Source organism: Exiguobacterium sp. 9-2, from assembly GCF_036287235.1.
Classification (GTDB): Bacteria; Bacillota; Bacilli; order Exiguobacteriales; family Exiguobacteriaceae; genus Exiguobacterium_A.
Map to the genome: position 1 here is coordinate 594,927 of NZ_CP142850.1, position 23,705 is coordinate 618,631.

At 44.8% G+C, this 23,705-nt stretch carries 24 protein-coding genes and 1 other annotated feature; of the genes, 17 read left to right on the forward strand and 7 right to left on the reverse strand.

Annotation, left to right across the window (positions count from 1 at the left end; translation table 11 throughout):
* Window positions 1-74 precede the first annotated feature (74 nt).
* From VJ374_RS03100 to VJ374_RS03120, 5 genes are all read left to right on the forward strand, one after another.
* A complete protein-coding gene (locus VJ374_RS03100) occupies window positions 75-962 on the forward strand; it encodes a carbohydrate ABC transporter permease (protein ID WP_329470132.1) in 888 nt (295 codons plus the stop codon).
* A complete protein-coding gene (locus tag VJ374_RS03105; protein WP_035412579.1) occupies window positions 959-1,846 on the forward strand; it encodes a carbohydrate ABC transporter permease in 888 nt (295 codons plus the stop codon). Before VJ374_RS03100 ends, VJ374_RS03105 begins: the two co-directional genes overlap by 4 nt.
* Before the next feature lie 144 nt (window positions 1,847-1,990).
* Window positions 1,991-2,238: a binding site (T-box leader), on the forward strand.
* A gap of 66 nt (window positions 2,239-2,304) precedes the next feature.
* Window positions 2,305-3,279, forward strand: coding sequence for an aspartate--ammonia ligase (asnA, locus tag VJ374_RS03110; RefSeq protein WP_035412582.1), 975 nt, complete (start codon window positions 2,305-2,307; stop codon window positions 3,277-3,279).
* Window positions 3,280-3,450: 171 nt separating this feature from the next.
* Window positions 3,451-3,672 carry a hypothetical protein gene (locus VJ374_RS03115; protein ID WP_035412585.1) on the forward strand — a complete coding sequence of 74 codons (222 nt, stop codon included), beginning with the start codon at window positions 3,451-3,453 and terminating at the stop codon, window positions 3,670-3,672.
* Window positions 3,673-3,688: 16 nt separating this feature from the next.
* Window positions 3,689-4,324, forward strand: coding sequence for a DedA family protein (locus VJ374_RS03120; protein WP_056063558.1), 636 nt, complete (start codon window positions 3,689-3,691; stop codon window positions 4,322-4,324).
* Window positions 4,325-4,476: 152 nt separating this feature from the next.
* Here VJ374_RS03120 and VJ374_RS03125 read toward each other — a convergent pair whose 3' ends face one another.
* On the reverse strand, window positions 4,477-5,937 hold the full coding sequence (locus tag VJ374_RS03125) for a potassium/proton antiporter (RefSeq protein WP_329470135.1): 1,461 nt from the start codon (window positions 5,935-5,937) through the stop codon (window positions 4,477-4,479).
* A gap of 190 nt (window positions 5,938-6,127) precedes the next feature.
* Here VJ374_RS03125 and VJ374_RS03130 point away from each other — a divergent pair, with 190 nt between their 5' ends.
* Window positions 6,128-7,408 (forward strand): ABC transporter substrate-binding protein, encoded by a 1,281-nt coding sequence (locus tag VJ374_RS03130; RefSeq protein ID WP_035412590.1) that lies wholly within the window; start codon window positions 6,128-6,130, stop codon window positions 7,406-7,408.
* A 59-nt stretch (window positions 7,409-7,467) separates the two neighbouring features.
* Here VJ374_RS03130 and VJ374_RS03135 read toward each other — a convergent pair whose 3' ends face one another.
* A complete protein-coding gene (locus VJ374_RS03135; RefSeq protein WP_329470137.1) occupies window positions 7,468-8,757 on the reverse strand; it encodes an NCS2 family permease in 1,290 nt (429 codons plus the stop codon).
* Window positions 8,758-8,954: 197 nt separating this feature from the next.
* On the opposite strand from VJ374_RS03135, the gene VJ374_RS03140 reads away from it, so the two are divergent.
* The 11 genes from VJ374_RS03140 (at window position 8,955) to VJ374_RS03190 (ending at window position 19,871) form a co-directional block, all read left to right on the forward strand.
* Entirely contained in the window at window positions 8,955-10,718 is a 1,764-nt protein-coding gene (locus VJ374_RS03140) for a sensor histidine kinase (RefSeq protein WP_035412597.1), read from the forward strand.
* On the forward strand, window positions 10,715-11,419 hold the full coding sequence (locus VJ374_RS03145; protein ID WP_035412600.1) for a response regulator transcription factor: 705 nt from the start codon (window positions 10,715-10,717) through the stop codon (window positions 11,417-11,419). The genes VJ374_RS03140 and VJ374_RS03145 overlap by 4 nt, the downstream gene beginning before the upstream one ends.
* A 24-nt stretch (window positions 11,420-11,443) precedes the next feature.
* Window positions 11,444-12,151 carry a purine-nucleoside phosphorylase gene (gene deoD / locus VJ374_RS03150; RefSeq protein WP_035412602.1) on the forward strand — a complete coding sequence of 236 codons (708 nt, stop codon included), beginning with the start codon at window positions 11,444-11,446 and terminating at the stop codon, window positions 12,149-12,151.
* Between the two features lie 100 nt (window positions 12,152-12,251).
* The gene (locus VJ374_RS03155; RefSeq protein ID WP_329470140.1) at window positions 12,252-13,634 is read left to right on the forward strand and encodes an aldehyde dehydrogenase; all 1,383 of its coding nucleotides are present in this window, start codon (window positions 12,252-12,254) and stop codon (window positions 13,632-13,634) included.
* A 62-nt stretch (window positions 13,635-13,696) separates the two neighbouring features.
* A complete protein-coding gene (locus tag VJ374_RS03160) occupies window positions 13,697-14,866 on the forward strand; it encodes a CDP-glycerol glycerophosphotransferase family protein (RefSeq protein ID WP_329471012.1) in 1,170 nt (389 codons plus the stop codon).
* A gap of 16 nt (window positions 14,867-14,882) precedes the next feature.
* Window positions 14,883-15,272 carry a glycerol-3-phosphate cytidylyltransferase gene (gene tagD, locus VJ374_RS03165; protein ID WP_035412608.1) on the forward strand — a complete coding sequence of 130 codons (390 nt, stop codon included), beginning with the start codon at window positions 14,883-14,885 and terminating at the stop codon, window positions 15,270-15,272.
* Window positions 15,273-15,366: 94 nt separating this feature from the next.
* Entirely contained in the window at window positions 15,367-16,479 is a 1,113-nt protein-coding gene (locus VJ374_RS03170; RefSeq protein ID WP_329470142.1) for a CDP-glycerol glycerophosphotransferase family protein, read from the forward strand.
* A 163-nt stretch (window positions 16,480-16,642) separates the two neighbouring features.
* A complete protein-coding gene (locus VJ374_RS03175; RefSeq protein WP_056063687.1) occupies window positions 16,643-17,350 on the forward strand; it encodes a Crp/Fnr family transcriptional regulator in 708 nt (235 codons plus the stop codon).
* Between the two features lie 231 nt (window positions 17,351-17,581).
* The gene (locus VJ374_RS03180) at window positions 17,582-17,695 is read left to right on the forward strand and encodes a cytochrome C oxidase subunit II (RefSeq protein WP_155960209.1); all 114 of its coding nucleotides are present in this window, start codon (window positions 17,582-17,584) and stop codon (window positions 17,693-17,695) included.
* Window positions 17,696-17,707: 12 nt separating this feature from the next.
* Window positions 17,708-18,178 carry a cytochrome c oxidase subunit II gene (locus VJ374_RS03185; RefSeq protein ID WP_329470145.1) on the forward strand — a complete coding sequence of 157 codons (471 nt, stop codon included), beginning with the start codon at window positions 17,708-17,710 and terminating at the stop codon, window positions 18,176-18,178.
* Window position 18,179: 1 nt separating this feature from the next.
* On the forward strand, window positions 18,180-19,871 hold the full coding sequence (locus tag VJ374_RS03190) for a b(o/a)3-type cytochrome-c oxidase subunit 1 (protein WP_251137987.1): 1,692 nt from the start codon (window positions 18,180-18,182) through the stop codon (window positions 19,869-19,871).
* Between the two features lie 99 nt (window positions 19,872-19,970).
* Here VJ374_RS03190 and VJ374_RS03195 read toward each other — a convergent pair whose 3' ends face one another.
* The 5 genes from VJ374_RS03195 to VJ374_RS03215 are packed head-to-tail and all read right to left on the reverse strand — an operon-like array spanning window position 19,971 to window position 23,443.
* Entirely contained in the window at window positions 19,971-20,600 is a 630-nt protein-coding gene (locus VJ374_RS03195; protein WP_329470147.1) for a response regulator transcription factor, read from the reverse strand.
* Window positions 20,597-21,622 (reverse strand): sensor histidine kinase, encoded by a 1,026-nt coding sequence (locus tag VJ374_RS03200; RefSeq protein ID WP_056063588.1) that lies wholly within the window; start codon window positions 21,620-21,622, stop codon window positions 20,597-20,599. The genes VJ374_RS03195 and VJ374_RS03200 overlap by 4 nt, the downstream gene beginning before the upstream one ends.
* Window positions 21,619-22,338, reverse strand: a complete 720-nt coding sequence (gene liaF, locus VJ374_RS03205) for a cell wall-active antibiotics response protein LiaF (protein WP_029340864.1) — start codon at window positions 22,336-22,338, stop codon at window positions 21,619-21,621. Before liaF ends, VJ374_RS03200 begins: the two co-directional genes overlap by 4 nt.
* 59 nt (window positions 22,339-22,397) lie before the next feature.
* Complete coding sequence (locus VJ374_RS03210; protein ID WP_023467259.1) at window positions 22,398-23,015, reverse strand: PspA/IM30 family protein; 618 nt, start codon at window positions 23,013-23,015, stop codon at window positions 22,398-22,400.
* Between the two features lie 50 nt (window positions 23,016-23,065).
* Window positions 23,066-23,443, reverse strand: coding sequence for a lmo0954 family membrane protein (locus VJ374_RS03215; RefSeq protein ID WP_058704987.1), 378 nt, complete (start codon window positions 23,441-23,443; stop codon window positions 23,066-23,068).
* Window positions 23,444-23,705 lie beyond the last annotated feature (262 nt).

Consider the following 23,705-nt stretch of genomic DNA (forward strand, 5'->3'; position numbering starts at 1 on the left):
ACCCAATGGGTCAAATGGTGACGTGTTCAAGTGTAAGTGAAAGACGTACTGTAGAGTGGAGGAGGGATGAAACAATGACATCTGGACAAAAGAAGTGGAAACGCGGTCTTGATTTTTGGCTCTTCGTCGGACCGGTCTTTCTTGTATTCGCAGTGATCGTGCTTGTACCGTTTTTCAATGGCGTCATGTATTCGTTCACGGACTGGAATGGTGTAACAGGAGAATTAAATTGGATCGGCTTTGATAACTATGTCCGTCTCTTTACGAGTGACGAGCAGTTTCAGCAGTCATTTTGGTTGACGACGAAATATACGGTCGTCGCCGTCGTCTTAACGAATGTCGTCGGTTTCATCTTGGCGTTCTTATTGACACAAAATATTCGCACACGTAATTTCTTACGGACAATATTCTTTATGCCGAACTTAATCGGTGGATTGATTCTCGGATTCGTCTGGCAGTTCATCTATGTCAAAGGCTTTGCATCAATCGGTGAATTGACAGGGTGGAGCATATTTGAACTTCCATGGTTAGGAGATGCCCGAACAGGGTTCTGGGGTATCGTCATCGTTTCAATTTGGCAAGGTGGCGGTTACATCATGGTCATCTATATCGCGGCTCTACAAAACGTTCCTCAAGAGCTGATTGAAGCAGCAAAAATCGATGGTGCCAATCGTATATCGACGTTACGGAACATTACGTTGCCACTGATCATGCCGTCCGTCACGATTTGTCTGTTCTTAACGATTTCGTGGTCCTTCAAGTTATTCGATACGAACTTGTCACTAACGAATGGTGGACCCTTCAAATCGACCGAAATGCTTGCTTTAAACATTTACAAGGAATCGTTTACGAATAATAATCTTGGACTCGGTTCAGCGAAAGCAATCATCTTCTTCGTTGTTGTTGCGGCGATTACAGTCACTCAAGTCTATCTGACGAAAAAACGGGAGGTGGAAGCATGAGTACGGCACAACCGTTACCTACTCCACAAGAGGAGAAACCAAAGCGCTCTAAAAAGGCGAGAGGTCGTTATTCACTCCGTCTTGGAACGGTCGAACTAGCAGCCTTATTGATGGGGCTTCTGTATATGATTCCGTTTTATTACGTCGTCTCGAATTCATTCAAGACGCAGGGAGATATCTTTACGAACACATCGGGTCTACCAAAGGAATGGATGACTTCCAACTATTCAGAAGCATGGGAAGCCATGAACTTCGGAAAAGTCTTTTTAAACTCCGTCATCATTACAGTCGGTGCTAATGCGGTCATCATCATCTTTTGTTCGATGGCAGCCTGGAAGCTTGTCCGTACGAAAACACGTTTGTCGACGATCATCTTCTTCTTGTTCGTTGCTGCGATGATCATTCCATTCCAATCAATCATGATTCCTTTATCGAAACTGTCTGGGGATCTTGGATTACAGAATAGTTATTGGGGACTGATTTTGATGTACCTTGGTTTTGGTTCTGGACTATCGATCTTCCTGTATCATGGTTTCATGAAGTCGATTCCTGAAGAAATCGAGGAGGCAGCAATCATTGATGGTTGTTCACAATGGGGTGTGTTCTGGCGCATCGTCTTCCCATTGCTCAAGCCGATTACAGTGACGATCATCATCTTGAACACGCTGTGGATTTGGAACGATTTCTTATTACCCTCGCTCATGTTACGAGATGTCGATTTACGGACGATTCCTCTCGCGACGTTTTACTTCTTCGGACAGTATACAAAACAATGGGACTTGGCTCTTGCCGGACTCGTGCTTGGGATCATTCCGTTGTTGCTATTCTTCTTCGCCCTGCAAAAACAGATCATTCAAGGGATTACAAGTGGATCAATCAAATAATTTTTGTAAGCGCGTTCTCGATTCTAGGAGAACGCTTTTTTTATGTTTCATGCATCAGATTAATCTGATAACTTTTATTTTTTTTGAAAAAAAGGCTTTTCAAACACTTGCGACCTGTTGTACGATGTTCTCAATTCAATTGTAACAACGACGTTGAAGGGAAGAGTAACACCTTGTACGACCGTATAGCGAGCTGGGGATGGTGAGAGCCCAGTCGGAAGCAAGATGCGAAGAACCTCCCGGAGTCGCTACCCGAACCCGAATGTCAGTAGGCGTAGCCGGAGTTGCCTGTCCGTTATCATATGGCCGAAGATGAAGCGATTCGTCTTTTGAGTGAGCAACATCGTTGCTAACATGGGTGGTACCGCGGAACCGAGTCTTTCGTCCCATATTCTTGGGAAAGAAGGGCTCTTTTTTATGGCTTCTTTTTCAAAACACAATTGAGGAGGAACACCACCATGACAACACTCGTATCGATGAAACACACACAGGAAGCAATCACACTCGTAAAGAAACGCTTTGAGGAACGCTTTTCGACGACACTCGGATTAACACGTGTTGAAGCACCATTGTTCGTAGAGAGCACACTCGGCGTCAACGACCATCTCAACGGCGTAGAGCGCATCATCCGCTTTGATGCACTAGATCACACGACAGATCTTGAAATCGTCCAATCCCTTGCGAAATGGAAACGTCAAGCGCTTCACACATACGGATTCGAAGCTGGAGAAGGATTATACACATTGATGCATGCGATTCGTCGTGATGAGATACTTGATGCGACACATTCCATCCACGTCGACCAGTGGGATTGGGAACGGGTCATTACGAAAGAACAACGGACGAGTGCCTATCTAAAAGAAACGGTACAAGCGATTTATGCAACGATTCGCCAAGTCGAGCAAGAAGTGGAAGCAGAGTATGGCATTTCAGCGATCTTACCAGAAACGATTCATTTCATGACAACACAAGAACTAGAGGATGCCTATCCAACGCTTTCAACAAAAGAACGTGAAACAGAGGTCACGAAGGCATACGGTGCTGTTTTCTTGATGCAGATTGGTGGCGCGCTTGCTTCGGGAGAGAAGCATGATGGTCGAGCGGCAGATTACGACGATTGGACACTCAACGGTGACATCTTAGTACATCACCCAGAAATCGGAGCATTTGAATTGTCTTCAATGGGAATTCGTGTTGACCGTGAAGCGCTATTAAAACAGACGTCCATCGCTCAAGAAGAGGATAAATTGGCTTTCCCGTTCCATCAAGGTGTGCTCGAAGAGCGTCTGCCGTTAACGATGGGTGGAGGGATTGGTCAATCACGTATGGCGATGTTCTTATTGAAGAAACGTCATATCGGCGAAGTCCAAGCTTCTGTCTGGTCGGAAGAGACTCGTAAAAGTCTTCAAGCTGAAGGTATTCACTTGCTCTAACATATATATATAGTAAGAAAGCGTCAAAGGAATGATATTTTAAGTAACGAAGAGCACACTTCCATTCGGAAGTGTGCTCTTTTTTTAAAGGTCATAAGACCTCAGGCGGAGGAAAAGCGTGTCAATTCTTGATAGAATGGGGATAACAATAAATAAGAAAGAGGTGAAAGCATGTCTTCTCTATTAATCGTCGGAATACTCATCCCCATTTTGTTCATTGCGTTTCTTTGGTTCAACATTAAAGGTTTACGGACAATGTGGCGGGATTATAAACGGACAGGCTCAATCGTTGCACTCGGCTTTTTCATTGTCGGGGTCATCGGAATTTTCACAGGTGTCTGGACAACTCTAGTCGTCATCATTTATTATCTCCTCCGTCCAGCGAGAGGATGAACGGAGGGTTACTCGTATGTTGGAATGGTTATTTTCGGCCGGAGAATCCAATCTCTGGCTGTTTTTAGGAATCATGATCATTGGTCTTGGAACAGAATTGATTCCAGCAGAAGTCGGATTACCGCTACTCGGTTTATATGTATCGAACGGAACAGTCAGTTGGACAATTGCTGTTCTCGTCGGCTTTCTAGGGAGTTTGATGGGGGCGACAGTCTTTTATCTCTTAGGGCGTTACGCAGGTCGTCCAATCCTTGTACGATACGGAAAATGGTTACTGATCAAAGAAAAAGAAATTGAGCAGGGTGAGCGAATCGTCGGAAAGTATGGAACATGGTCCGCGTTATTTGGACGATTCTTCCCTGTCGTTCGTTCAGTCGTTTCGATTCCCTGTGGTCTGTTTGGTCTATCATTCAAGCGCTATCTACTCGCTTCAAGTATTGGATTATTTCCGGTCTCTTTCTTTTACATCTGGGTCGGGGAGCGATTCGGAGTAAAGCGAGCGGAGTCAATGCTTAAAGGGCTAGAGCAGGAGTTATGGTGGATTTTAGGCGGAATCGTCGTAATCCTCGGCGGGTACATCCTGTATCGTCGCTCTAAAGCGAAACAACACGGACAGACGCAAGACGTAAAAACGAAGCAACAGAATAAATGAAGGGGTCGACAAAAAGTCAGTCTCTACAAAGATAAGGGTGGCAGAATGATGATCTGCCACCCTTATCTCATAAAAAAGGACTCGTCACACGCGACACCTACAGGAAAGGGCGTGAAAAGACGAGTCCTTCTTTTTTTGAGTAAGCCCGGGATTCAAGCAGGAGGAAACAAGAATCGCTTCAGCGACTTAATACGATGTTTAGGCGTCAGCAGTAACAGTTGATCATTGCCTTCAAGAGCAGTGTCGCCACGGGGAGTAATGATATGATCATCGCGAATGATGGCGGTAATCAAAAACTCTTGCGGTAGATCGATTTCTGATATCGTCGTTCCGATGAACGGATGGGACATCGGTAACGTCAATTCAATGATTTCTGCGTTCGGTTTACCGATCGACATGAACTCAATGACCGTATGGATAGCAGAAGTCTGTGTCTCGTTGAGACGTAACCGTTCGGAAAGGAATGTCAACATACTCCCTTGAATCAGTGTCGATAGTAGAACTGTAAAGAACACGATATTGAAAATCATCGATGCATTCTCGATGTCGGCAACAAGTGGGTATGTCGCAAGAATGATCGGTACCGCTCCTTTTAGACCAGCAAAAGAAATAAAGACCTTCTCTTGCCACGAATAACGAAACGGCAATAAGCTAATCCAAACGGACAGCGGTCGAGCAATGAAAATCAAAATCAACGCAAGGGCAACGGAAGACAGGATAACCCGGATATCGAGCAATTGTTTCGGGAAGACGAGCAACCCGAGAACAATGAACATTCCGATTTGAGCTAGGTGCGCCATACTCATCGTAAAGCGGACGAGCGTCTGACGGTAGACGAGTTCATGATTACTGATATAGATTGCTGTCACATAAACGGCGAGAAATCCACTAGCATGAAATGTATCAGCTAACCCGAAAGACAAGAAAGCAAACGACATGAGTAAAATCGGATAAAAGCTCGAGGAAGATAAGTCAATCCGATTGATCAAGGTTGAAGCTGTCCATCCAATGAATAGACCGATTAAAAGCCCCATCGACATTTCCCAAACGAGTGAACCGAGTCCCATCAAGAGTGATGCTTCTTCAGGATTCGTCACGAATTCAAGGAATAAGACGGTCAAAAAGACAGCCATGGGGTCATTCGTTCCAGATTCAACTTCGAGTGTTGACCCTACCTTACGTCGGATCGGTTGTCCACTTAAGACAGAAAAGATGGCAGCAGCATCCGTCGATCCTACGATTGCGCCAAGTAAAAAGGCATTCGCCCAACTGAAGCCAAGAATGTAATGGGAGGCAACTGCAACGATGGAAGTAGCAATGAAGACTCCGGACGTTGCAAGAGAAAGCGAAGGTGCGAGCTCGTGTCGCACTTCTTTCCACGCTGTTTGCAGACCACCTTCAAACAGAATGATGATCAGAGCGACAGTTCCAAGAAGCTGGGCAAGTTCCGCATCGTCAAAGCGAATGAAACCCGTAATATCACTTCCGGCAATCATACCAAGAGCGATAAAAATCAATAGAGCAGGAATATTCAGACGACTTGATAACTTCGTCGTCCACACAGCGGCGAACAATAGTATACCAATCAATAAAATCGTGAATTGTAAGGACATGGCATCAAGCTCCTATTCAATAAAGAATCTTCTAGTTTCATGATACAACAATCCCGATGAAAAGACTCGGATAACGATTGTTCAATATTTTCCACCACACCGGACAACTTTCTCTCTCTTCATTGCAAGCGTTTTCATTTATTGTGAAGGTGTAGCACGTAAATGAAACGAAATCAGGGAGGGAATCCGAATGCGTAAAAGAAGATGGGCAGCATTACCTGTCGTCACAACGGCGATGGTCGTCGCTTTGGCAGCATGTGGTGGCGGTACATTGAATAGCGATGACTCGAAAGATAGTGGTTCAAAAGATGGTAAGACGCTCAACGTATTCCAATTCAAGGCTGAAATCGCAAAAGACATGGAAAAGATGGCAAAAGCGTATGAGAAGGAGACGGGGACGAAAGTCGTCGTACAAACAGTTGGTGGTGGATCGGATTATGGTGCTGCCTTGAAGTCGCAGTTTGCCTCTGGGAATGAACCGGATGTCTTTAACAACGGTGGCTTTACGGAAGCAAAAACATGGCAGGATAAATTAGAAGATTTGTCAGACGAAAAATGGGTCGGTGATCTAACGGACCTATCAAAAGAGCCGATGACAATTGATGGAAAGTTATACGGCATGCCGATGAACCTTGAAGGATACGGCTTCATCTACAACAAAGATATCTTCAAAAAAGCAGGCATCACAGAGCTTCCAAAAACATTAACGGAATTAACGGATGCATCTAAAAAGTTGAAAGCAGATGGTGTGACGCCGTTTTCGATCGGATATGGAGAGTGGTGGATTCTTGGAAACCACCTAATGAACATTCCGGTCGCACAGCAGGATGATCCAGATCAGTTCATCGCGGACTTGAATGCTGGAAAAGCTAAATTCGAAGATAACAAACAGTTCAAGGAATTCATGAATCTGTTTGATTTGACGATTAAGTATGGGAATAAAAATCCGTTAACGACGGATTACAACACACAAGTTTCTCAGTTCGCTGAAGGTAAGACAGCGATGATTCAACAAGGGAACTGGGCACAGCAATTGATTACAGATGTGAATCCGGATATCAATATGGGCTTCATCCCGATGCCAATCAATGACGATAAAGAAAAAATGGATCGTCTCCCTGTTGGCGTACCAAATAACTGGGTCGTCAATAAAAACTCGAAGAATAAAGCAGAAGCGAAAAAATTCCTCGAGTGGATGGCGACATCTGATACAGGAAAAGACTACATGGTCAACAAATTCAAGTTTATTCCGGCCTTCAAATCAATCGAAGCAAAAGATTTAGGACCGCTTGCGGATGATATCCAAGCGTACTCGAAAGCTGGTAAAACGATCTCATGGAACTGGTTCAAGTATCCGGATGGTGCAGTAAACGAGTTTGGTGCGATCATGCAGGCATACGTCGGTAAGCAAAAAACAGCTGACGAGATGCTACAAGATTTCACGAAAACATGGGACAAAATGAAGAAATAAGAAGTGATTCAAAAAAACATGCCTGTTCCGATCAACTGACGGAACAGGCATGTTTTTTATTATAGGAAAAATAATTGGATGAAGAAGAGAAGCGCAAATACATAGATGAGTGGATGGACGCGCTCTTTTTGGATGGCTTTCATGATCGGATAAACGATGAAGCCGAATGCGATACCGGTTGCGATGCTACCGGATAACGGCATGATCAAGATGACAAGGAAAGCTGTGAAAGCTTCACTGAAATCATCCCATGGAATCTGTTTGATGTTTTGAATCATAAAGGCACCGACTAGAATCAACGCGGGTGCGGTAATCGCGGGAACACTTGAAATCGATTGAACGAACGGTCCAAAGATGGCAGATAATGCGAAGAGTATCCCGACCGTCACGGACGTGAGTCCAGTCCGACCACCCGCAGCAACACCTGCTGCAGATTCTACATAAGCAGTTGTTGGACTTGTTCCGAACAAGGAGCCGGCAACCATCGCAGTCGAATCAGATAATAGTGCGCGTTCACTATTTTTCAATGATCCATCTTCTTCAATCAATCCAGCTTGTTCACCGACAGCGACCATCGTACCTGTCGTGTCAAACATCGTTACGAGCACGAAGGAGAGGACGCCGCTGAATAGCCCGTACTGAAATACGTCCTGAATGGCGTTGAACGGATTAGTGATGATCAATCCTTCCGGTAACGTTGGTAACGCGACGAAGGAATCTGAGAACTTTAATTCACCTGTCAAAAATGCGATCACACCAGAAAGGATCATGGCGTAAAGGATAGCTCCTGGTACCCGTTTGATCGTCAAGATCGCAGCAACTAATAACCCGATGAGTGTGATCAGCGCTTCTGGTGACGTCAAGGCACCAATCGTGACCAGTGTATCTTCACTACCAATGAGAATTCCTGACATCTTGAGACCAAGTGAAGCGATGAAGAGACCGATTCCACCCGTGATGGCAAGCTTTAAGGTCATCGGAATGATTTCGATCAGTTTCGTACGGATCGGCGAGAGTGATAACAACAAGAAGATGACACCAGCGACGAACACGACTGAAAGTGCTGTTTGATATGGAATTTTTTCACCGACGACAAGTGTATATGTGAAGTACGCGTTGAGTCCCATTCCGGGTGCGACTGCGATCGGTAGATTCGCATATAACCCCATTAAAAGTGTACCGATCAATGTAGCGATGATCGTCGCAGAAAAAGCTTGGGCTTGAGGGATACCGGCATCTGCTAAAATCGTCGGATTGACGAGCAAAATGTATGCCATCGTAATAAACGTTACAAATCCGGCTTGAATTTCACGTTTTACGGTTGTTTGGTGTGCGGCAAGTTTAAACATGGATAAAAGAACCACCTTCATAACAAATTGATTAAAAGACGAACATTGATGATATTATAGTAAAATTCATTCGGAATCAAGTCGAAAGAAAAAATAATTTATTATTGCAATCCTGAAAGAGAATATCAGGAAATGATGTAAGCGAATTCAAGGTTATGATACGATTGATTACAAGAAAAAGGATGGGGGCGCCTTTTATGAAAAGTATCCGGACACGTTTGATTCGTCTCGTTGTCTTAGCGATCTTAATTCCGACAGCCCTCGCGACTTCGATTTCCTATCTTTATGTACGACACCAGAACATCGAACAGGCAGAACATTCTAGCCTGAACGTGTTGACTCGGGGAAATACACAGGTGACTCATTATATAGAGGATATTCGACGTCTATCAACGAGTTTATATGCGAATCGCTCGTTGATGAACATCATGCGTGTCGGAGCGGATCAGGAACTAGACGAATCCGATGGAGTCGTCTCGCGGGCGATGTTAGGTCTATTTTTATCCCGACAGGATATTGAGCAGTTACATTTCGTCATCTTGAATGGCTATTCAGAGTATTCGGTTTACAATATGAAAACGACGAGTCGAGGAACATTTGATTGGATGCAAGAAACGGATTATTTTCGATTAATGAAACAAAAAAACAGTTGGTTGATTGACGGAGCTCACCCGATCGAACCGTACAATGTGCATACGATGATTCTCGATGAGAAACAAGTCGTCAGTTTTCGTTATCGGATTGATCGTGTCGAGACGGATGAGCCGCTTGGGTTCCTCTCAGTCGATATTCCGGTTCGGGTATTTGAACAGCAATTAAAATTGTTCGAGAATGATCCAGATGAGTCGCTGTGGCTGATGACCGATCAACGTGTTCTGGCACAGACTGGAGCAAAGATGGACCTACCTACCGACCAATTCACTGGACAGAGTGGAAGTCTACGTGTCGGAAAATCGTTCATCGTCTACTCGAAAACGATGACGAACGGAATCCCGTTGACACTGATCAAACGGATTCCTTATGCATCTGTCATCCAAGGGGCAAACGAGACGGCATTGATTCTCGTACTGATTGGTCTCGCTTCTCTTATCGTCATGATTATTGCCGCGAGTCTGGTTGCCATGCAAATCACGAAACCGATTAAACAGTTGACGGCAAACGTCTGGCGAGTCGAACAGGGTGATTTATCGGCACCGTTCGTTGCCACGACGAATGACGAGATTGGATTACTCAATCGTCAGTTCCAACGCATGATTCAACGGATCGATCGTTTGATTAAACGGGAATATCGATTGGCGCTCGAAAATCGGACGAATGAGCTTCGAGCCTTACAATCTCAACTCAATCCTCACTTTTTATTCAACGCCTTGCAATCGATCGGAACGACGACGTTACAAGGGGACCGGAAGATCGCGTACCGCTCCATCACCGGATTATCGCAAATGATGCGTTACTCGATGAACAATGAACAAACGATCGTAACGTTAAAACAAGAAGTCGATCATCTTCAAGCATACATCCGTCTGCAACAGCAACGTTTTCCTGAGCGATTCCGTTATATCGTCGACGTCCCTTGGCACCTCAATGACATTGAAGTACCAAAGATGATCTTACAACCGTTTGCTGAAAACTATTTCAAACACGGCTTCCGTCAACAATTAGCGGCGACAGAAAACTATCTTGCCTACAAAGTACGGACGGATGGTGGACGTCTCATCATTCAAATCGAGAATAGCGGTGCCGTCCTTGAAACAGGACGACTTGAAGAAATTGATCGAAAAATGCGTATGCATCGTAGTCCAGAGGATCTCGAGACGAGCGGGATCGGTCTCCACAATATCTACGAACGTCTCTTGATATTTTACGGGGAGGAAGCAAGTATGACCCTCTCTTCTCCAGTGACGGAGGGAGGATTCAAAATCGTGATTCGGATTCCATATGAAAAGGGGGATTTGGCATGAACGTATTGATCGTAGATGATGAACGACATGTACGAGAAGCGGTCAAACTGCTCGGAGAATGGGACAGATGGCGTGTTTCAAACCTATACGAGGCGGAACATGGGGAAGAGGCAAAACGTTTACTGGATACCGGAACGATCGATTTAATGCTGACCGACGTCGAAATGCCTGGACTGGACGGATTAACGTTACTGGAATGGACAAAAAATCATCATCCAAAGGTCGTCACGATCGTGCTGACAGGGTATGATGATTATACGTATATGCGGCGTGCCATTTTGCATCAATCCTTTGATTATTTATTGAAGCCAGTTGATCCAGATGTACTCAATGATGCCCTGTCCCGCGCGATGGAATGTATCCATCCGGTAGTGGAATCAGGGGAAGCGATTGATCAAATCGCAAAATACATCGAAACGCATTATGCGGAAGAATTGACACTACAATTCATGAGCGAACGGTTTTACTTGAGCCGAGAGTATATATCACGGCGCTTCAAACAGCGTTTTTCTGTTAACTTATCTGATTACATTCAAACAATTCGTTTGAATCGGGCGAAGGAATTGTTGAGCGAGACGGAAGCGCGTATTTATGAAATTGCGCTTGAAGTCGGATATCAGGACGATAAGTATTTTCGGAAAGTGTTCAAAAAACAATTCGGTGTCACACCGAACGAGTTTCGTGAATTGTTGTCGATTTAAACGACTATCGAGGAGGAATCGTACATGAGTGTACACATTAACGCAGCTGAAGGACAAATCGCCGAAACGGTCTTACTTCCAGGAGATCCGTTACGGGCTAAATACATCGCCGAGACGTTTTTAGAGGATGTTGTTCTCTACAATGAAGTTCGAGGAATGTATGGTTTTACAGGTACTTATAAGGGTAAAAAAGTTTCTGTTCAAGGAACAGGTATGGGTGTACCATCGATGTCAATCTATGCGAACGAACTCGTTCAGTCGTATGGTGCGAAAAACTTGATTCGTGTCGGTACTGCTGGTGGCATTACTCCAGACGTTAAAGTCCGCGATGTCGTTATCGCAATGAGTGCTTCACATGACATGGCACAAAACCGCGCTCGTTTTAACGGATTAGACTACGCACCGACAGCGTCTTTTGATCTGTTGCATAAAGCCTATACAGCCGCAAAAGAACAAGGCATCGATGCAAAAGTCGGTCAAATCTTCACGACGGATCAGTTCTATCAAGATGATTTTCATCATTTCAAAAAATGGGCAGATTTCGGATGCCTCGCAATCGAGATGGAAGCAGCAGGACTGTATACGCTCGCTGCGAAACATAAGGTAAATGCATTGACGATTTTGACGATTTCGGATCATCTGTTGACAGGGGAAGAAACGACATCGGAAGAGCGTCAAACGACATTCAACGACATGATGAAAGTCGCGCTCGAGACAGCGATTCAATTATAAAGAGCAAGACGGAGAATCCTCTCCGTCTTTTTTCATATTGAAAAAGAGATATGGTAAGATGAAGGCAGTGTTATAGACCAGTTAAAGGAGAGATTCTCGGATGGAAACAACGATGACAGAGACAGTTCTTTCAGAACGCTTGCAATTACAACGGCACTTTTTCCGGACAGGGGCAACACGCAGTCTAGCCTTCCGCTTAAGTATGTTAACGTTCTTACGCCAAGCAATCGAAACACATGAAGCGGCGATTTATGAGGCATTAAAACAAGATCTCAATAAAGGACAGCATGATGCGTTCACGACGGAAATCGGATTCGTTTACGGAGAGATTCAACGGATGGAGAGACAACTCCGTCGACTGGCAAGACCAAAACGTGTCGCAACACCGCTTCTGCATATCGGGTCGAAAAGTGAAATCCAATACGAACCTTATGGCAATGTGCTTGTGATTGCACCATGGAACTATCCCTTCCAGCTCGCACTTGCTCCTGTCATTGGTGCGATTGCAGCCGGGAATACGGTCGTCCTTAAACCATCCGAGTTGACACCGAATGTCTCTCGCGTATTACGAGAAGTCTTTGAAACGGCATTCCATGAACGATTCGGAATCGTCATAGAAGGGGATGCTGAAGTCAGCAGTGCCTTATTAAACGAGCGTTTTGACTATATCTTCTTTACGGGTTCCACACGCGTCGGAAAAATCGTACATCAGGCTGCGGCGAAGCACCTGACGCCTGTCACGCTTGAACTAGGTGGAAAATCTCCGACGATCGTGCACAAGGATGCAGACCTTCGTCTAGCAGCGAAGCGGATCGCATGGGGAAAATGGTTGAATGCGGGACAGACATGTATCGCTCCGGATTATGTATTGATTCATGAAGACGTCAAAGAACGCTTCTTACAACTGATAGAAGAAGAAGCCTTCAAACAGTACGGAAACGGCGTAGGCGTCTCTTCATACGTTAAAATCGTATCGGACGATCATTTGAATCGTTTAAGCAATTATTTAACGCAAGGAACGATCGAATTCGGTGGACAAGTGGATCCGGAAACACGCAAGATGGCGCCGACCGTCATGACTGGTGTAGTAACGGATGCTCCATTGATGCAAGACGAAATCTTCGGACCGATCCTACCGGTGTTAACATACCGTGAAATCGAAGAAGTTATTACATTCGTCAATGATCGTGATAAGCCGCTTGCGCTTTATCTATTCACAGAGAATAAAGCCATCGAGCATCGCGTCCTTGAGCGAATTTCGTTTGGTGGTGGATGCGTCAATGACACATTGATGCATGTCGCACAGCACCACTTACCATTTGGTGGAGTCGGAGCGAGTGGAATGGGTGGATATCATGGCAAATATAGTTTCGAGACGTTCAGTCATCGGAAAGGAATCGTCAAAAATACGACGGCATTTGATTTACCGTTCCGCTACATGCGAACAAATAGCAATTCCAAATGGATGCGCTTTTTGTTATGATGAGCTGTGATTAATTGACTTAAGAAGGAGCTCTTCACTTGAAAGATCAAGTAAAACAGTGGATGAAACGAACAGGCTTGATTGAACGCGGTCTTCGTACCGTCATGAGAGTCTTTACATGGTTGCCACAAAAACGTAAGCGAATTCTTTTCGAGAGTTTTCTCGGAAAACAATATAGTGACAGTCCGCGTGCCATTTACGAATTGATGCGCGCGATGCATCCGGAGTGTGAGTTGATTTTCAGCAAGCAACGAGGTGTTGCATTTCCACCAAATGTCAAGACAGTAGATCGGTTGACGTTCCGCTGGATTTATTTACTTGCGACGTCACGGGTCTGGGTATCAAACAGTCGGTTACCGGGTTGGTTGATCAAACCGGAAAAAACGTTTTATCTCCAAACTTGGCATGGCACACCGCTCAAGAAACTAGCGCTTGATATGGATGATGTCCAAATGGCGAATACGACAACCGAACGATATAAACAAGGATTTAAGCAGGAAGCAGCAAAATGGTCTAGCTTAGTTTCACCCAATGCCTATTCCAGTTCAATATTTAGACGGGCATTTGCATTTGAAGGTGAGATGCTAGAAATTGGGTATCCTCGAAATGATATATTTTATCAAGAGGCGCGACATGCTAAAATCAAAGAAGCAGTATATCGCCACTATGATATTGATCATTCAAAAAAAGTCTTATTGTATGCACCAACTTGGCGAGATAATGCATTCGAAGGTCAAGGGAAATATTCATTTGAGCTGCCTTTTTCGCTAAATGAATTTGAAAAGCGATTTGGGGATGAATACGTTCTGCTTGTCCGAATGCACTATTTAGTCGGAAGTCGTCTCGACGTCACTGCTTATCCATCCGTTCGAAATACATCGGACTACCCGGATATCGCGGAGCTTTATCTGGCATCGGACGCCTTGATCACGGATTATTCTTCTGTCATGTTTGATTTTGCGCACTTATCTCGTCCGATTTTATTCTATACGTATGATTTAGAACATTATCGAGATCAATTGCGTGGGTTTTACTTCGATTTTGAGCAGGAGGCACCGGGACCATTGTTGTCAACTGAAACAGCACTGTTTGAAGAGCTGGACCAGTTAGATGATTGGCACGCACGGTATGCGTCAGCATTTCGAGCGTTCCAAGAGACGTATTGTCAATGGGATGATGGACAGGCTTCAGAACGGGCAATGAAGACGATCATAAAGAGAATTCACGGATAAAAGGGAGAGAAGAATCATGAAGAAGGTTATTACGTACGGAACATTTGATTTATTACACTGGGGTCATATCAACATCTTAAAACGCGCAAAAGCGATGGGAGACTATCTTATCGTTGCGATTTCAACGGACGAATTCAATCGTTTGAAACATAAGCAGTCCTACCATAATTTCGAGAATCGGAAGATGATTCTTGAAGCTATCCGTTATGTGGATGAAGTCATTCCGGAAAACAGCTGGGATCAAAAAGTAGAAGATGTGAAGAAGCATAACGTCGACCTCTTCGTCATGGGTGATGATTGGAAAGGCGAGTTCGACTTCTTAAAAGAGCATTGTGAAGTCGTTTACCTTAGCCGAACTGAGGGTATTTCTACGAGTCAGATTAAAACGGAATTAGCTTCGAAGTGATTGAAGAGGAGACCACACGACGACGTGCGGTCTTTCTTCGTAGAAGGGCAGGATGAAAGTGGTTAGAGAAGGGATCGTATGGGTCTATTTATTGTTGTTTCGTATTTGTTATGGTGTTTTTCGGTTGTTACCGCTTCGCCCCGTCACTTTATTTTGGATGACATACGGGGATAACGCAAAACCTGTTAATGATCGCTTGGCGAAGGAATTGCCAAATGAGAAACGGTATCTTGTATATGATCACCATTTCATGAAGCAGCCGGATTTATGGAAGTCAGACCGAATGCTTCGCTTTCGTCGATTACGGTTCGTCAGACTCGCATATTTACTTGCGACCTCCCGGACGGTTTTCGTCGATAATTATGTTGCGGAATTCAGTGTTGCTAAAACGCGACGTGGAACACGACGTATCCAGCTATGGCATGCCGGCGGAACGTTAAAGCAGTTTGGACTAACTTCTTCGAAAAGCCTGTTCGTATCGGAACGGATACGAAATCGGTTCCGACGTGTCTATCAGGAATATGGTGATTTCATCGTGCCGGGGATGCGTTGTGCGACACAATTCATGGCACCGCATGATTTAAAACGATCTCATTTTAAACCGTTCGGCATGCCGCGGACGGATTATTGGTATGATGAGGTTCAGCGGGAACATCGGGCGCTTGATTTAAAAGAACGTTATGTAAAACCCGACCGCCGGATTCTATTGTATGCCCCGACTTACCGCGAATATAAAGGAACGGAAGATCACACGATTCAACAATTTGAACAACTGGCTAAAACAGGCTGGACGATTCTTGTTAAGTTACATCCGACGATCCGAGCGCTTTCGACCTATCGTTCCGCCCATATACATCTTGTGGATGACACGTTTCAGATCAATGATTATTTGCTCATCACGGATGTTCTGGTGACCGACTATTCGTCGATTCCATTTGAAAGCTGTCTTCTTGAGGTTCCAACGTTCTTATACACACCGGACATCGATACATATCGACAACTACCAGGACTTGTCGATCAGTATCCGAAACCATTACCGGTGCGACAGACGGAGCAGATGGCGCAATTGATGGAGTGGATCGTGTCTGACGCGATACTTGAAGAGTGCCGTCAGCACATGCAAGAATTCCAAACAAGTTGGTATGATCACCCACCAGGTCAAGCAGTTGAACGAATCGTTCATCATTATTACGGAACAGGTATGTAATACTATATCTGACGATTGCTTTAGTTTTAGAAAGCGGTCGTCAGATACTTTTTCAAAACTAATGTGAAACATTGAACAAAGTTTGACAATCTTTTGAAAATCCATTCTTTTGAACTGTGATGTTCTATACTAAAAGCAGAAGAAAAGGAGAGGAGAAATGGATATGCTGACTTGTGGAACGACTGAAGCGAATACATTCATCTTATCACCTGAGACAAGAACGTTACTAGAGAGCTTCATGACGGAAACGACGTTCAAAAAGGATTCCATCGTCTGTTGGGAAGGGGAAATGAACGACAAGTTGTTTTATGTGAAACAAGGAGGCGTCAAACTATCGAAGTTGACGAAAAAAGGCAGTCCATTACTCATGTTCTTATATTTCAAAGGGGATCTATTTGGTGAATTTGATGTAGGAGAAGCTTTTCCGAGTTCATACAGTATCGAGACGATGGAGGATAGTATCATCGGTTTCCTCTCAAAAGAAAAATTAGAGGAACTCATGAGAAAGGATGGTACTTTTGCGCTTGAGATCATGCGGTGGCAAGCATTGATGCGGAAACAGACGGAGACTAAATTGCGCGACTTGCTATTGTTCGGAAAACCGGGTGCGTTAGCTTCGACGTTACTTCGTCTCATCGCGATGGAAGGGGAACAAGTAGGAGAAACCTACCGTCTTGCAAAACGTCCATCCGATGGGGAGTTTGGTCAATTGATTGGCGCACCGCGTGAAACGGTCAATCGGATGTTCTCCCAGTGGAAAAAAGAAGGTGTCATTTCGATGACGCCAAAAGAAATCATCATTCATGATGCACAATATCTGCGTGATCTGTGTCATTGTGAAGGATGCCCAGCAGGTGTTTGTCGAATTTAATAGATAGTGTACAAACAATTCAAACGTGAAGCAGAATTTTCTGTCTCATGTATGGATTGTTTTTTTGTAGATGAGTCGTGCCTCCTTCTCTTGTTCAGATGTGAACTTTCTGTGTGTTTTTAGAAAGAAAAGTGCGGATTCTTCACATTTGAAGTGATATATATCACAGTTTCCGAACTTACTGAATTCTTACAATAAAGACAAGTTCAAAGCAGGAGAGGAGTAATCACCATGGACCAAAAATCAGAATCAAACCTCAAAGGAACATTTATTGCCGTCCTGATCGTAGCAGGTATCATCATTGGGATGTGGAGCTCAATCTTTCTACTATTCTTATCACGGTAAGGGGGAGTCACAATGCATATTCATCGTCTAGAAAAAATCTGGCTGATTTTTGGAACACTGATGCTTGGCGTCTTTTTAACCATCATCGGCGTATCCGCTTTTGCATCCGGAAATCAACCGCCATCCGATGCAACATTGATTGATCCGACGAAAGTTGATCAAACGAAACCATTCGACAAGCCAGGACTAAAAAAAATCGATGACGACCGATACGAAGCGATCATCGTCGCACAAGCGTTCCAATTCACACCAAAAGATATGGTCATTCCCAAAGGGGCAACGGTTGATTTTTTGGTGACATCAAAAGATGTTGTCCACGGCTTTGAAATTGTCAAGACGAATGTCAATATGATGGTCGTTCCTGGTCATATCAATTCCATTGAATATACATTCAAGGAAGCTGGCGAGTATTTGGTCGTCTGTAATGAATACTGTGGATCGGGTCATCATATGATGGCAACCAAAATCAAGGTGGTGGAATAAGATGAATGCCATTTCAAAAAAATTAAGACAGTTCGAGATGGAGCGTGGTCTGCCTGCTACCGTCATCGGAATTAAGGAAGCGAAGCTCGCTTTCGCACATGTTAGTTTTTCACTCGTTGCCTTATTGATTGGTGGTTTATGTGGATTGTTGCAAACGATGGTACGGACAGGTGTCATTCCAGAAATTGCTGGAGTCGGCTACTATGAGCTTCTCACTGCCCACGGGTTAATGCTTGCGATCGTCTTTACGACATTATTCATATTTGGATTACTGTTTTCATTTTTAGGTCAATCCTTTGGACGTTTCGAAGACTTTCCTCGACGTCTCGGGTGGGTTGGATTCTGGTTCATGATCCTTGGTGTCATCCTCGTCACATGGATGGTACTTGCAGGAGAAGCTTCCGTCCTCTATACATTCTATGCACCACTCAAGGCACATCCAGTATTTTATATTGGACTCGTCATCTTCGTCGTCGGAACGTGGATTGCTTCTGGTGCCATGTTCCGTATGTATGCTGATTATAAACGGGAACACCCTGGCGTTCATCCACCACTTCAAGCATACATGAGTATTATGACTGCCTTATTATGGGTGGTTGCGACACTCGGAGTAGCAGCGACGATTCTCTTTCAGCTCCTTCCCTTATCCCTTGGTTGGACGGATAAGGTCGGAATCGAGCTATCCCGGACGCTATTTTGGTACTTTGGTCATCCACTCGTCTATTTCTGGTTGTTACCTGCCTACATCGTCTGGTATACAGTCATCCCGAAAATCGTTGGTGGAAAGGTTTTTTCTGACGCGTTAGCACGTATGTCATTTTTATTGTTCCTCCTCTTTTCGTTCCCGGTTGGTTTTCACCATCAATTGTTAGAGCCGGGGATTTCTGCTTTTTGGAAGTATGTCCAAGTCGTCTTAACGTTCCTCGTCATCATTCCATCATTGATGACAGCCTTCTCGATGTTTGCGACTTTTGAGTTGGCGGGTCGTCGGAAAGGGGCGACCGGGGTATTTGGTTGGGTGAAAAAAATGCCGTATCGCGATGTACGTTTTCTTGCACCGTTCATCGGGATGTTGTTCTTCATTCCTGCAGGTGCAGGTGGTGTCATCAACGCATCCCATCAACTAAACATCATCGTTCACAATACGTTATGGGTCACAGGACACTTTCATATCACGGTCGGTGCCGCTGTGGCATTGACGTTCTTTGGAACGGCTTACTGGCTTGTCCCGCTCTTACGTGGTCGAACGTTAACAGCGGCAATGAATCGTCTTGGGCTTATTCAAACGGCTGCCTGGACGATCGGAATGCTCTTCATGTCGACAGCAATGCATATATCAGGTCTACTCGGTAATCCACGACGGACGGGTCCTGCCGCCTACTTCAAAGATTCGATCGTCGCTGACTGGATTCCATATCATGTCGCCATGGCAATTGGTGGGACGATTTTATTCATCTCGATTTTATTGTTCTTGTATGCGATGTTCCAACTTGCATTTCGTACACCAAAAGGAACGGAAGAATTTCCGATTGCTGAAACGGAAGAAGAGGCGATGGCAACGCCACTCTTCTTTGAAAATTGGAAGCTATGGATTTTTGTAACGTTCGCTTTGATTGCGTTTGCGTACACAGTACCGATTTGGCATATGATTGAAAACGCCCCTCCAGGCGCTCCGGGATGGAAGCTTTGGTAATCGTTTCGTCCAACATCAAAACCCCGAACGGTCTCTGACTAAGAGACGATTCGGGGTTTTTGGCATGCGCTTAAAGAATAAGTAATGAAGGGCTAAATCTTATTTGACGAGATTATGCTTGAAGGCATAGACGACAGCTTGTGTACGGTCTACGACATCTAGTTTTGATAAGATGTTCGAGACGTGTGTTTTGACGGTTTTTAAGGAAATGAATAATTCGTCCGCAATCTCTTGGTTCGCCATACCACGAGCCATCAATTGAAGAACTTCCTGCTCACGTTCCGTTAAATCATCATGTAAGTGTGTCGTAGGACGACGAAGACGTTCCATCATTTTACCGGTCACTTGTGCTGCCATGACGGATTGACCGTTTGCTGTCTTGCGAATCGCTTCTGCGATGTCAAAGGCGCTAGCTGTCTTTAAAACGTAACTCATCGCACCCGCTTCAATGACAGGATAGACTTTCTCGTCATCAAGAAAACTCGTCACGACGAGAATTTTTGCTTCCGGCCAGTCTTTGCGGATCAACCGGGTTCCTTCGACGCCATCAACTGGCTCCATCACTAAATCCATCAAGATAACATCCGGTCGGTGTTCGAGCGCTAGCAAGGCTCCCACTTGACCATCCGAAGCTTCAGCGACGACCTCGATGTCTGTTTGTGTGGAAAGGAAAGCAGACACACCGGCCCGGACCATCTCGTGGTCATCTACTAATAATACGCGTATCATACTTGCACCATCCGATCTTTTCTAAGTTTTACTTCGATTTGGGTTCCTTGTCCAGGAACACTGACGAGACGAATCGTTCCACCCATCTCAGCCGTTCGTTCTCGCATCGAATTGATGCCATAAGAGGCAAGTTTTTTTTCATCCACAACAAATCCAACACCATCATCATTCATGCTCAGGATAATTGTTTCGTTGAATTCTCGGAGCTCAATATCCATATGGGACGCTTTCGCGTGACGTAAGGCATTCGTTAATCCTTCTTGAACGATCCGGAACAACTCGTTTTCGATTTGTCGTGGGAGTGACATCTCTTCTAACTTCCAACTCAATTGTGTGGACTGCTTTCTAGATAATTCTTCGAGCAGTTGAGAAAGTCCTTGTTGTAACGTCATTCCTTCGAGTTCGACGGGACGAAGTTGAAGTAAGAGCGAACGCATTTCAGACTGTGCCGTTTGTGCCATCGTCTCGACCATTTCGATTTGTTTGGCAGCAGCTTCAGGTTGAGACAAAATCGTCTGTTTGGCTGCTGTCGTCATCATCGAGATGGCATAAAGTTGTTGTGAAACGGAGTCGTGTAAATCACGTGCGAGTCGCTTGCGTTCTTCGGTGACAGCTTGAATCCGTACCTGTTCGACGTGCTGCGGACGCGTGCTGATCTTTTGAACGGTCTCGACTTGCTCGTCAATACGTTTTCCAATTCGTGACAGGCGTGTCAACGTATGAAAATAGGGACCGGGAACAATTGTGACATCTTTTCCTTGCTCCAGTTCGATAATGGCAGTCGTGACACGCTTGAAGTCACGACGCAAGAAAAAATAATGCATGCTACCGATAGCAAGCGGCAGTAGTAATGAGAGTCCGATGACGAGTAAAAGGACAGGAAAGTCTTGCTGACGGACGAAGAGAACATGCCAATCGACTTGGCGTGTACTTAAGAATAACAACGTCGTCATGACGGCTGTCAAGAAGCCCGTCATGACTTGCAGAGCGATGACACCAAGCGGAAATTGATCACGCTTCATATCGAAGACACCTCCACGTTGCCAATACCGAGCATGACATGAATACGAACCTTCCGCGTCGCTTCACCATATTCTGGTGCTCGGAATTGAATGCGTCGATTGAAGAAGGTCGGAATACGGCGGATGTCCGTCTTGACGCTTCCGAAGCCGATCGACGTGTCGAGCGTATAATCATAACCGGACGGTAAAAGAATCCGGACGTCCCCGACGACGCCACTGACGACGATCAATGTTTCACCTTCCGGGACATAGGCATGCGTCAAATCGATTTCTAAATCCTTGACGATGAACTGTTCACTTAAGTCCTGTAAGACATACGGTGCATCGGCCTGGGTCGAGAAGGAGTAAGCTGGTTGAATCTTGATGCCTTCCTCTTCATATTGATGGGGGGCAATCCGTGAAAACAAAAATTCACGGACAGAATGCCGTGTCACAAGAATGATCCCAAGATAGAGCAAAATTCCGGCAATGACAAAACCGATGGCAGCCGAACTGAGGACGACGCCAGCAAGAATGATCGTACCGACGATATAAAAGAGGATCGCTAGTTTTTCATGATTGCGCCGCCGGAAATGAATCCCGACGTAATACAGCAGGAAAGGGAATAAGACACCGAACAATACATTTCCTGCACCGGATAATAGGTCATAGAATAGACCAAGGGCGAACAGGATCGATACGTAACCGACCAGTTGTTTCGTACTTAATCGTCGCACGATCAATCTCCTTTCTAACATGACAAAGGGAGGCATACGCCTCCTTCGTCATGAACTGCTTATTGGTGAATGCGGCGTTCGAGTTCAGCGATACGCGCATCGATATCATCTTCATCAACGGCTGGTTGTTTTGCTTCAGGTTCTTCCGCCGTGAACGGATGTGCTTCTTCTTTTATAGTAGCATTTGGTTCGCGATCTAGCACCTGGTTCATCTTGTTTTTTAAGTTCGAAACGTTTTCGCGCATCATCCATTCGTACCGTTTGTTCTGTAGGTCTTCGAGCTTCAACTTCAATTCGAGGGCTTCACGTTCAAGCTCATTTAACTCACGTTTCGTTTCAGCGACGAGTTCTTCGAAGAACCGGTATTGCTCTCCGTAATGTTTCGATTCGATGGCAGCACGTTCGGCGAGTTGCTGTTCACCGGCTTCATTTGCGATTTCAACTTGTTTGAAGCGTTTATCGGCTAAATCCTTCGCTTCTTCCTGCTTTTGAGTCAGTTCCAGCAATAATGTCCGTTGACGCTCAAGTAGTCGATCAATCTCTTTTAAATCAGCTTCTGTAGATCGAATATGACGAACGAGCTTTTTAGCAGGTACTTCGCCCTGTTCAGCGGCTTTTTTGACTTCTGTCATCATTTGTGTCGCAAAATCATTGAGTTGATCAAACACGTTTTTCATGAAAAATTCCTCCTTGAAAGTGGTAAACAGTATGGGTATTATCTTTAAATTTAGAATCGTTTTTCGTCTAAGTCTTTCCAGTCAGCTTCAAAATGTGTTGTTGACGTACGGCGGCGGTTAAAGAGATCTTGAACATTGACACGCTGTAGTTTCATACGCATGTAACCAACGTACAATGCGATGGCTGCTGCGATTCCGATGACTGCCCAGATGTTTGAGAGGGCAAGTCCGATTCCGATGGCTGCTAGAAATCCGAAACCGAGTTTCGCTGGCCATTTGTTCGATTGCATGAACTTACTGATCGAATAGAACGCAAGTAATGCCCCTAAACCAAGTCCGATCATATGTGGTAATGTTCCGATGACAACGGCGAGTAATGCGAGTCCGGCAAGAACCATCACCAATTGTTTTCCTTTCGATTGCTTCATGAGGAAGCCTCCCTTGTGTTGATACCTTTATAATACGGAAGTCCTTCTGTTCGTACGACGCTCTTTGGACCGTATTTGCTCTCGGGCTTAAGGCGGAGAGAAGGTCTGACTTTGAGGGAAGCGCTACCAGAAACATTGATTGATATGATATTCTATAAAGGAATCGAATCGAGAGGAGTGATGTTGATGAGTGCAACAATCAACGCTAAAAAAGTAACATGTGTCGAAAACCAGGGAGGGGTTTCCCTCCCTTAAATCAGAG

Coding starts and splice junctions, on each gene's coding strand:
- VJ374_RS03100 (WP_329470132.1), top strand. CDS start 75: ATGACATCTGGACAAAAGAAGTGGAAACGCGGTCTTGATTTTTGGCTC.
- VJ374_RS03105 (WP_035412579.1), top strand. CDS start 959: ATGAGTACGGCACAACCGTTACCTACTCCACAAGAGGAGAAACCAAAG.
- asnA (WP_035412582.1), top strand. CDS start 2,305: ATGACAACACTCGTATCGATGAAACACACACAGGAAGCAATCACACTC.
- VJ374_RS03115 (WP_035412585.1), top strand. CDS start 3,451: ATGTCTTCTCTATTAATCGTCGGAATACTCATCCCCATTTTGTTCATT.
- VJ374_RS03120 (WP_056063558.1), top strand. CDS start 3,689: ATGTTGGAATGGTTATTTTCGGCCGGAGAATCCAATCTCTGGCTGTTT.
- VJ374_RS03125 (WP_329470135.1), bottom strand. CDS start 5,937: ATGTCCTTACAATTCACGATTTTATTGATTGGTATACTATTGTTCGCC.
- VJ374_RS03130 (WP_035412590.1), top strand. CDS start 6,128: ATGCGTAAAAGAAGATGGGCAGCATTACCTGTCGTCACAACGGCGATG.
- VJ374_RS03135 (WP_329470137.1), bottom strand. CDS start 8,757: ATGTTTAAACTTGCCGCACACCAAACAACCGTAAAACGTGAAATTCAA.
- VJ374_RS03140 (WP_035412597.1), top strand. CDS start 8,955: ATGAAAAGTATCCGGACACGTTTGATTCGTCTCGTTGTCTTAGCGATC.
- VJ374_RS03145 (WP_035412600.1), top strand. CDS start 10,715: ATGAACGTATTGATCGTAGATGATGAACGACATGTACGAGAAGCGGTC.
- deoD (WP_035412602.1), top strand. CDS start 11,444: ATGAGTGTACACATTAACGCAGCTGAAGGACAAATCGCCGAAACGGTC.
- VJ374_RS03155 (WP_329470140.1), top strand. CDS start 12,252: ATGGAAACAACGATGACAGAGACAGTTCTTTCAGAACGCTTGCAATTA.
- VJ374_RS03160 (WP_329471012.1), top strand. CDS start 13,697: ATGAAACGAACAGGCTTGATTGAACGCGGTCTTCGTACCGTCATGAGA.
- tagD (WP_035412608.1), top strand. CDS start 14,883: ATGAAGAAGGTTATTACGTACGGAACATTTGATTTATTACACTGGGGT.
- VJ374_RS03175 (WP_056063687.1), top strand. CDS start 16,643: ATGCTGACTTGTGGAACGACTGAAGCGAATACATTCATCTTATCACCT.
- VJ374_RS03180 (WP_155960209.1), top strand. CDS start 17,582: ATGGACCAAAAATCAGAATCAAACCTCAAAGGAACATTTATTGCCGTC.
- VJ374_RS03185 (WP_329470145.1), top strand. CDS start 17,708: ATGCATATTCATCGTCTAGAAAAAATCTGGCTGATTTTTGGAACACTG.
- VJ374_RS03190 (WP_251137987.1), top strand. CDS start 18,180: ATGAATGCCATTTCAAAAAAATTAAGACAGTTCGAGATGGAGCGTGGT.
- VJ374_RS03195 (WP_329470147.1), bottom strand. CDS start 20,600: ATGATACGCGTATTATTAGTAGATGACCACGAGATGGTCCGGGCCGGT.
- VJ374_RS03200 (WP_056063588.1), bottom strand. CDS start 21,622: ATGAAGCGTGATCAATTTCCGCTTGGTGTCATCGCTCTGCAAGTCATG.
- VJ374_RS03210 (WP_023467259.1), bottom strand. CDS start 23,015: ATGAAAAACGTGTTTGATCAACTCAATGATTTTGCGACACAAATGATG.
- VJ374_RS03215 (WP_058704987.1), bottom strand. CDS start 23,443: ATGAAGCAATCGAAAGGAAAACAATTGGTGATGGTTCTTGCCGGACTC.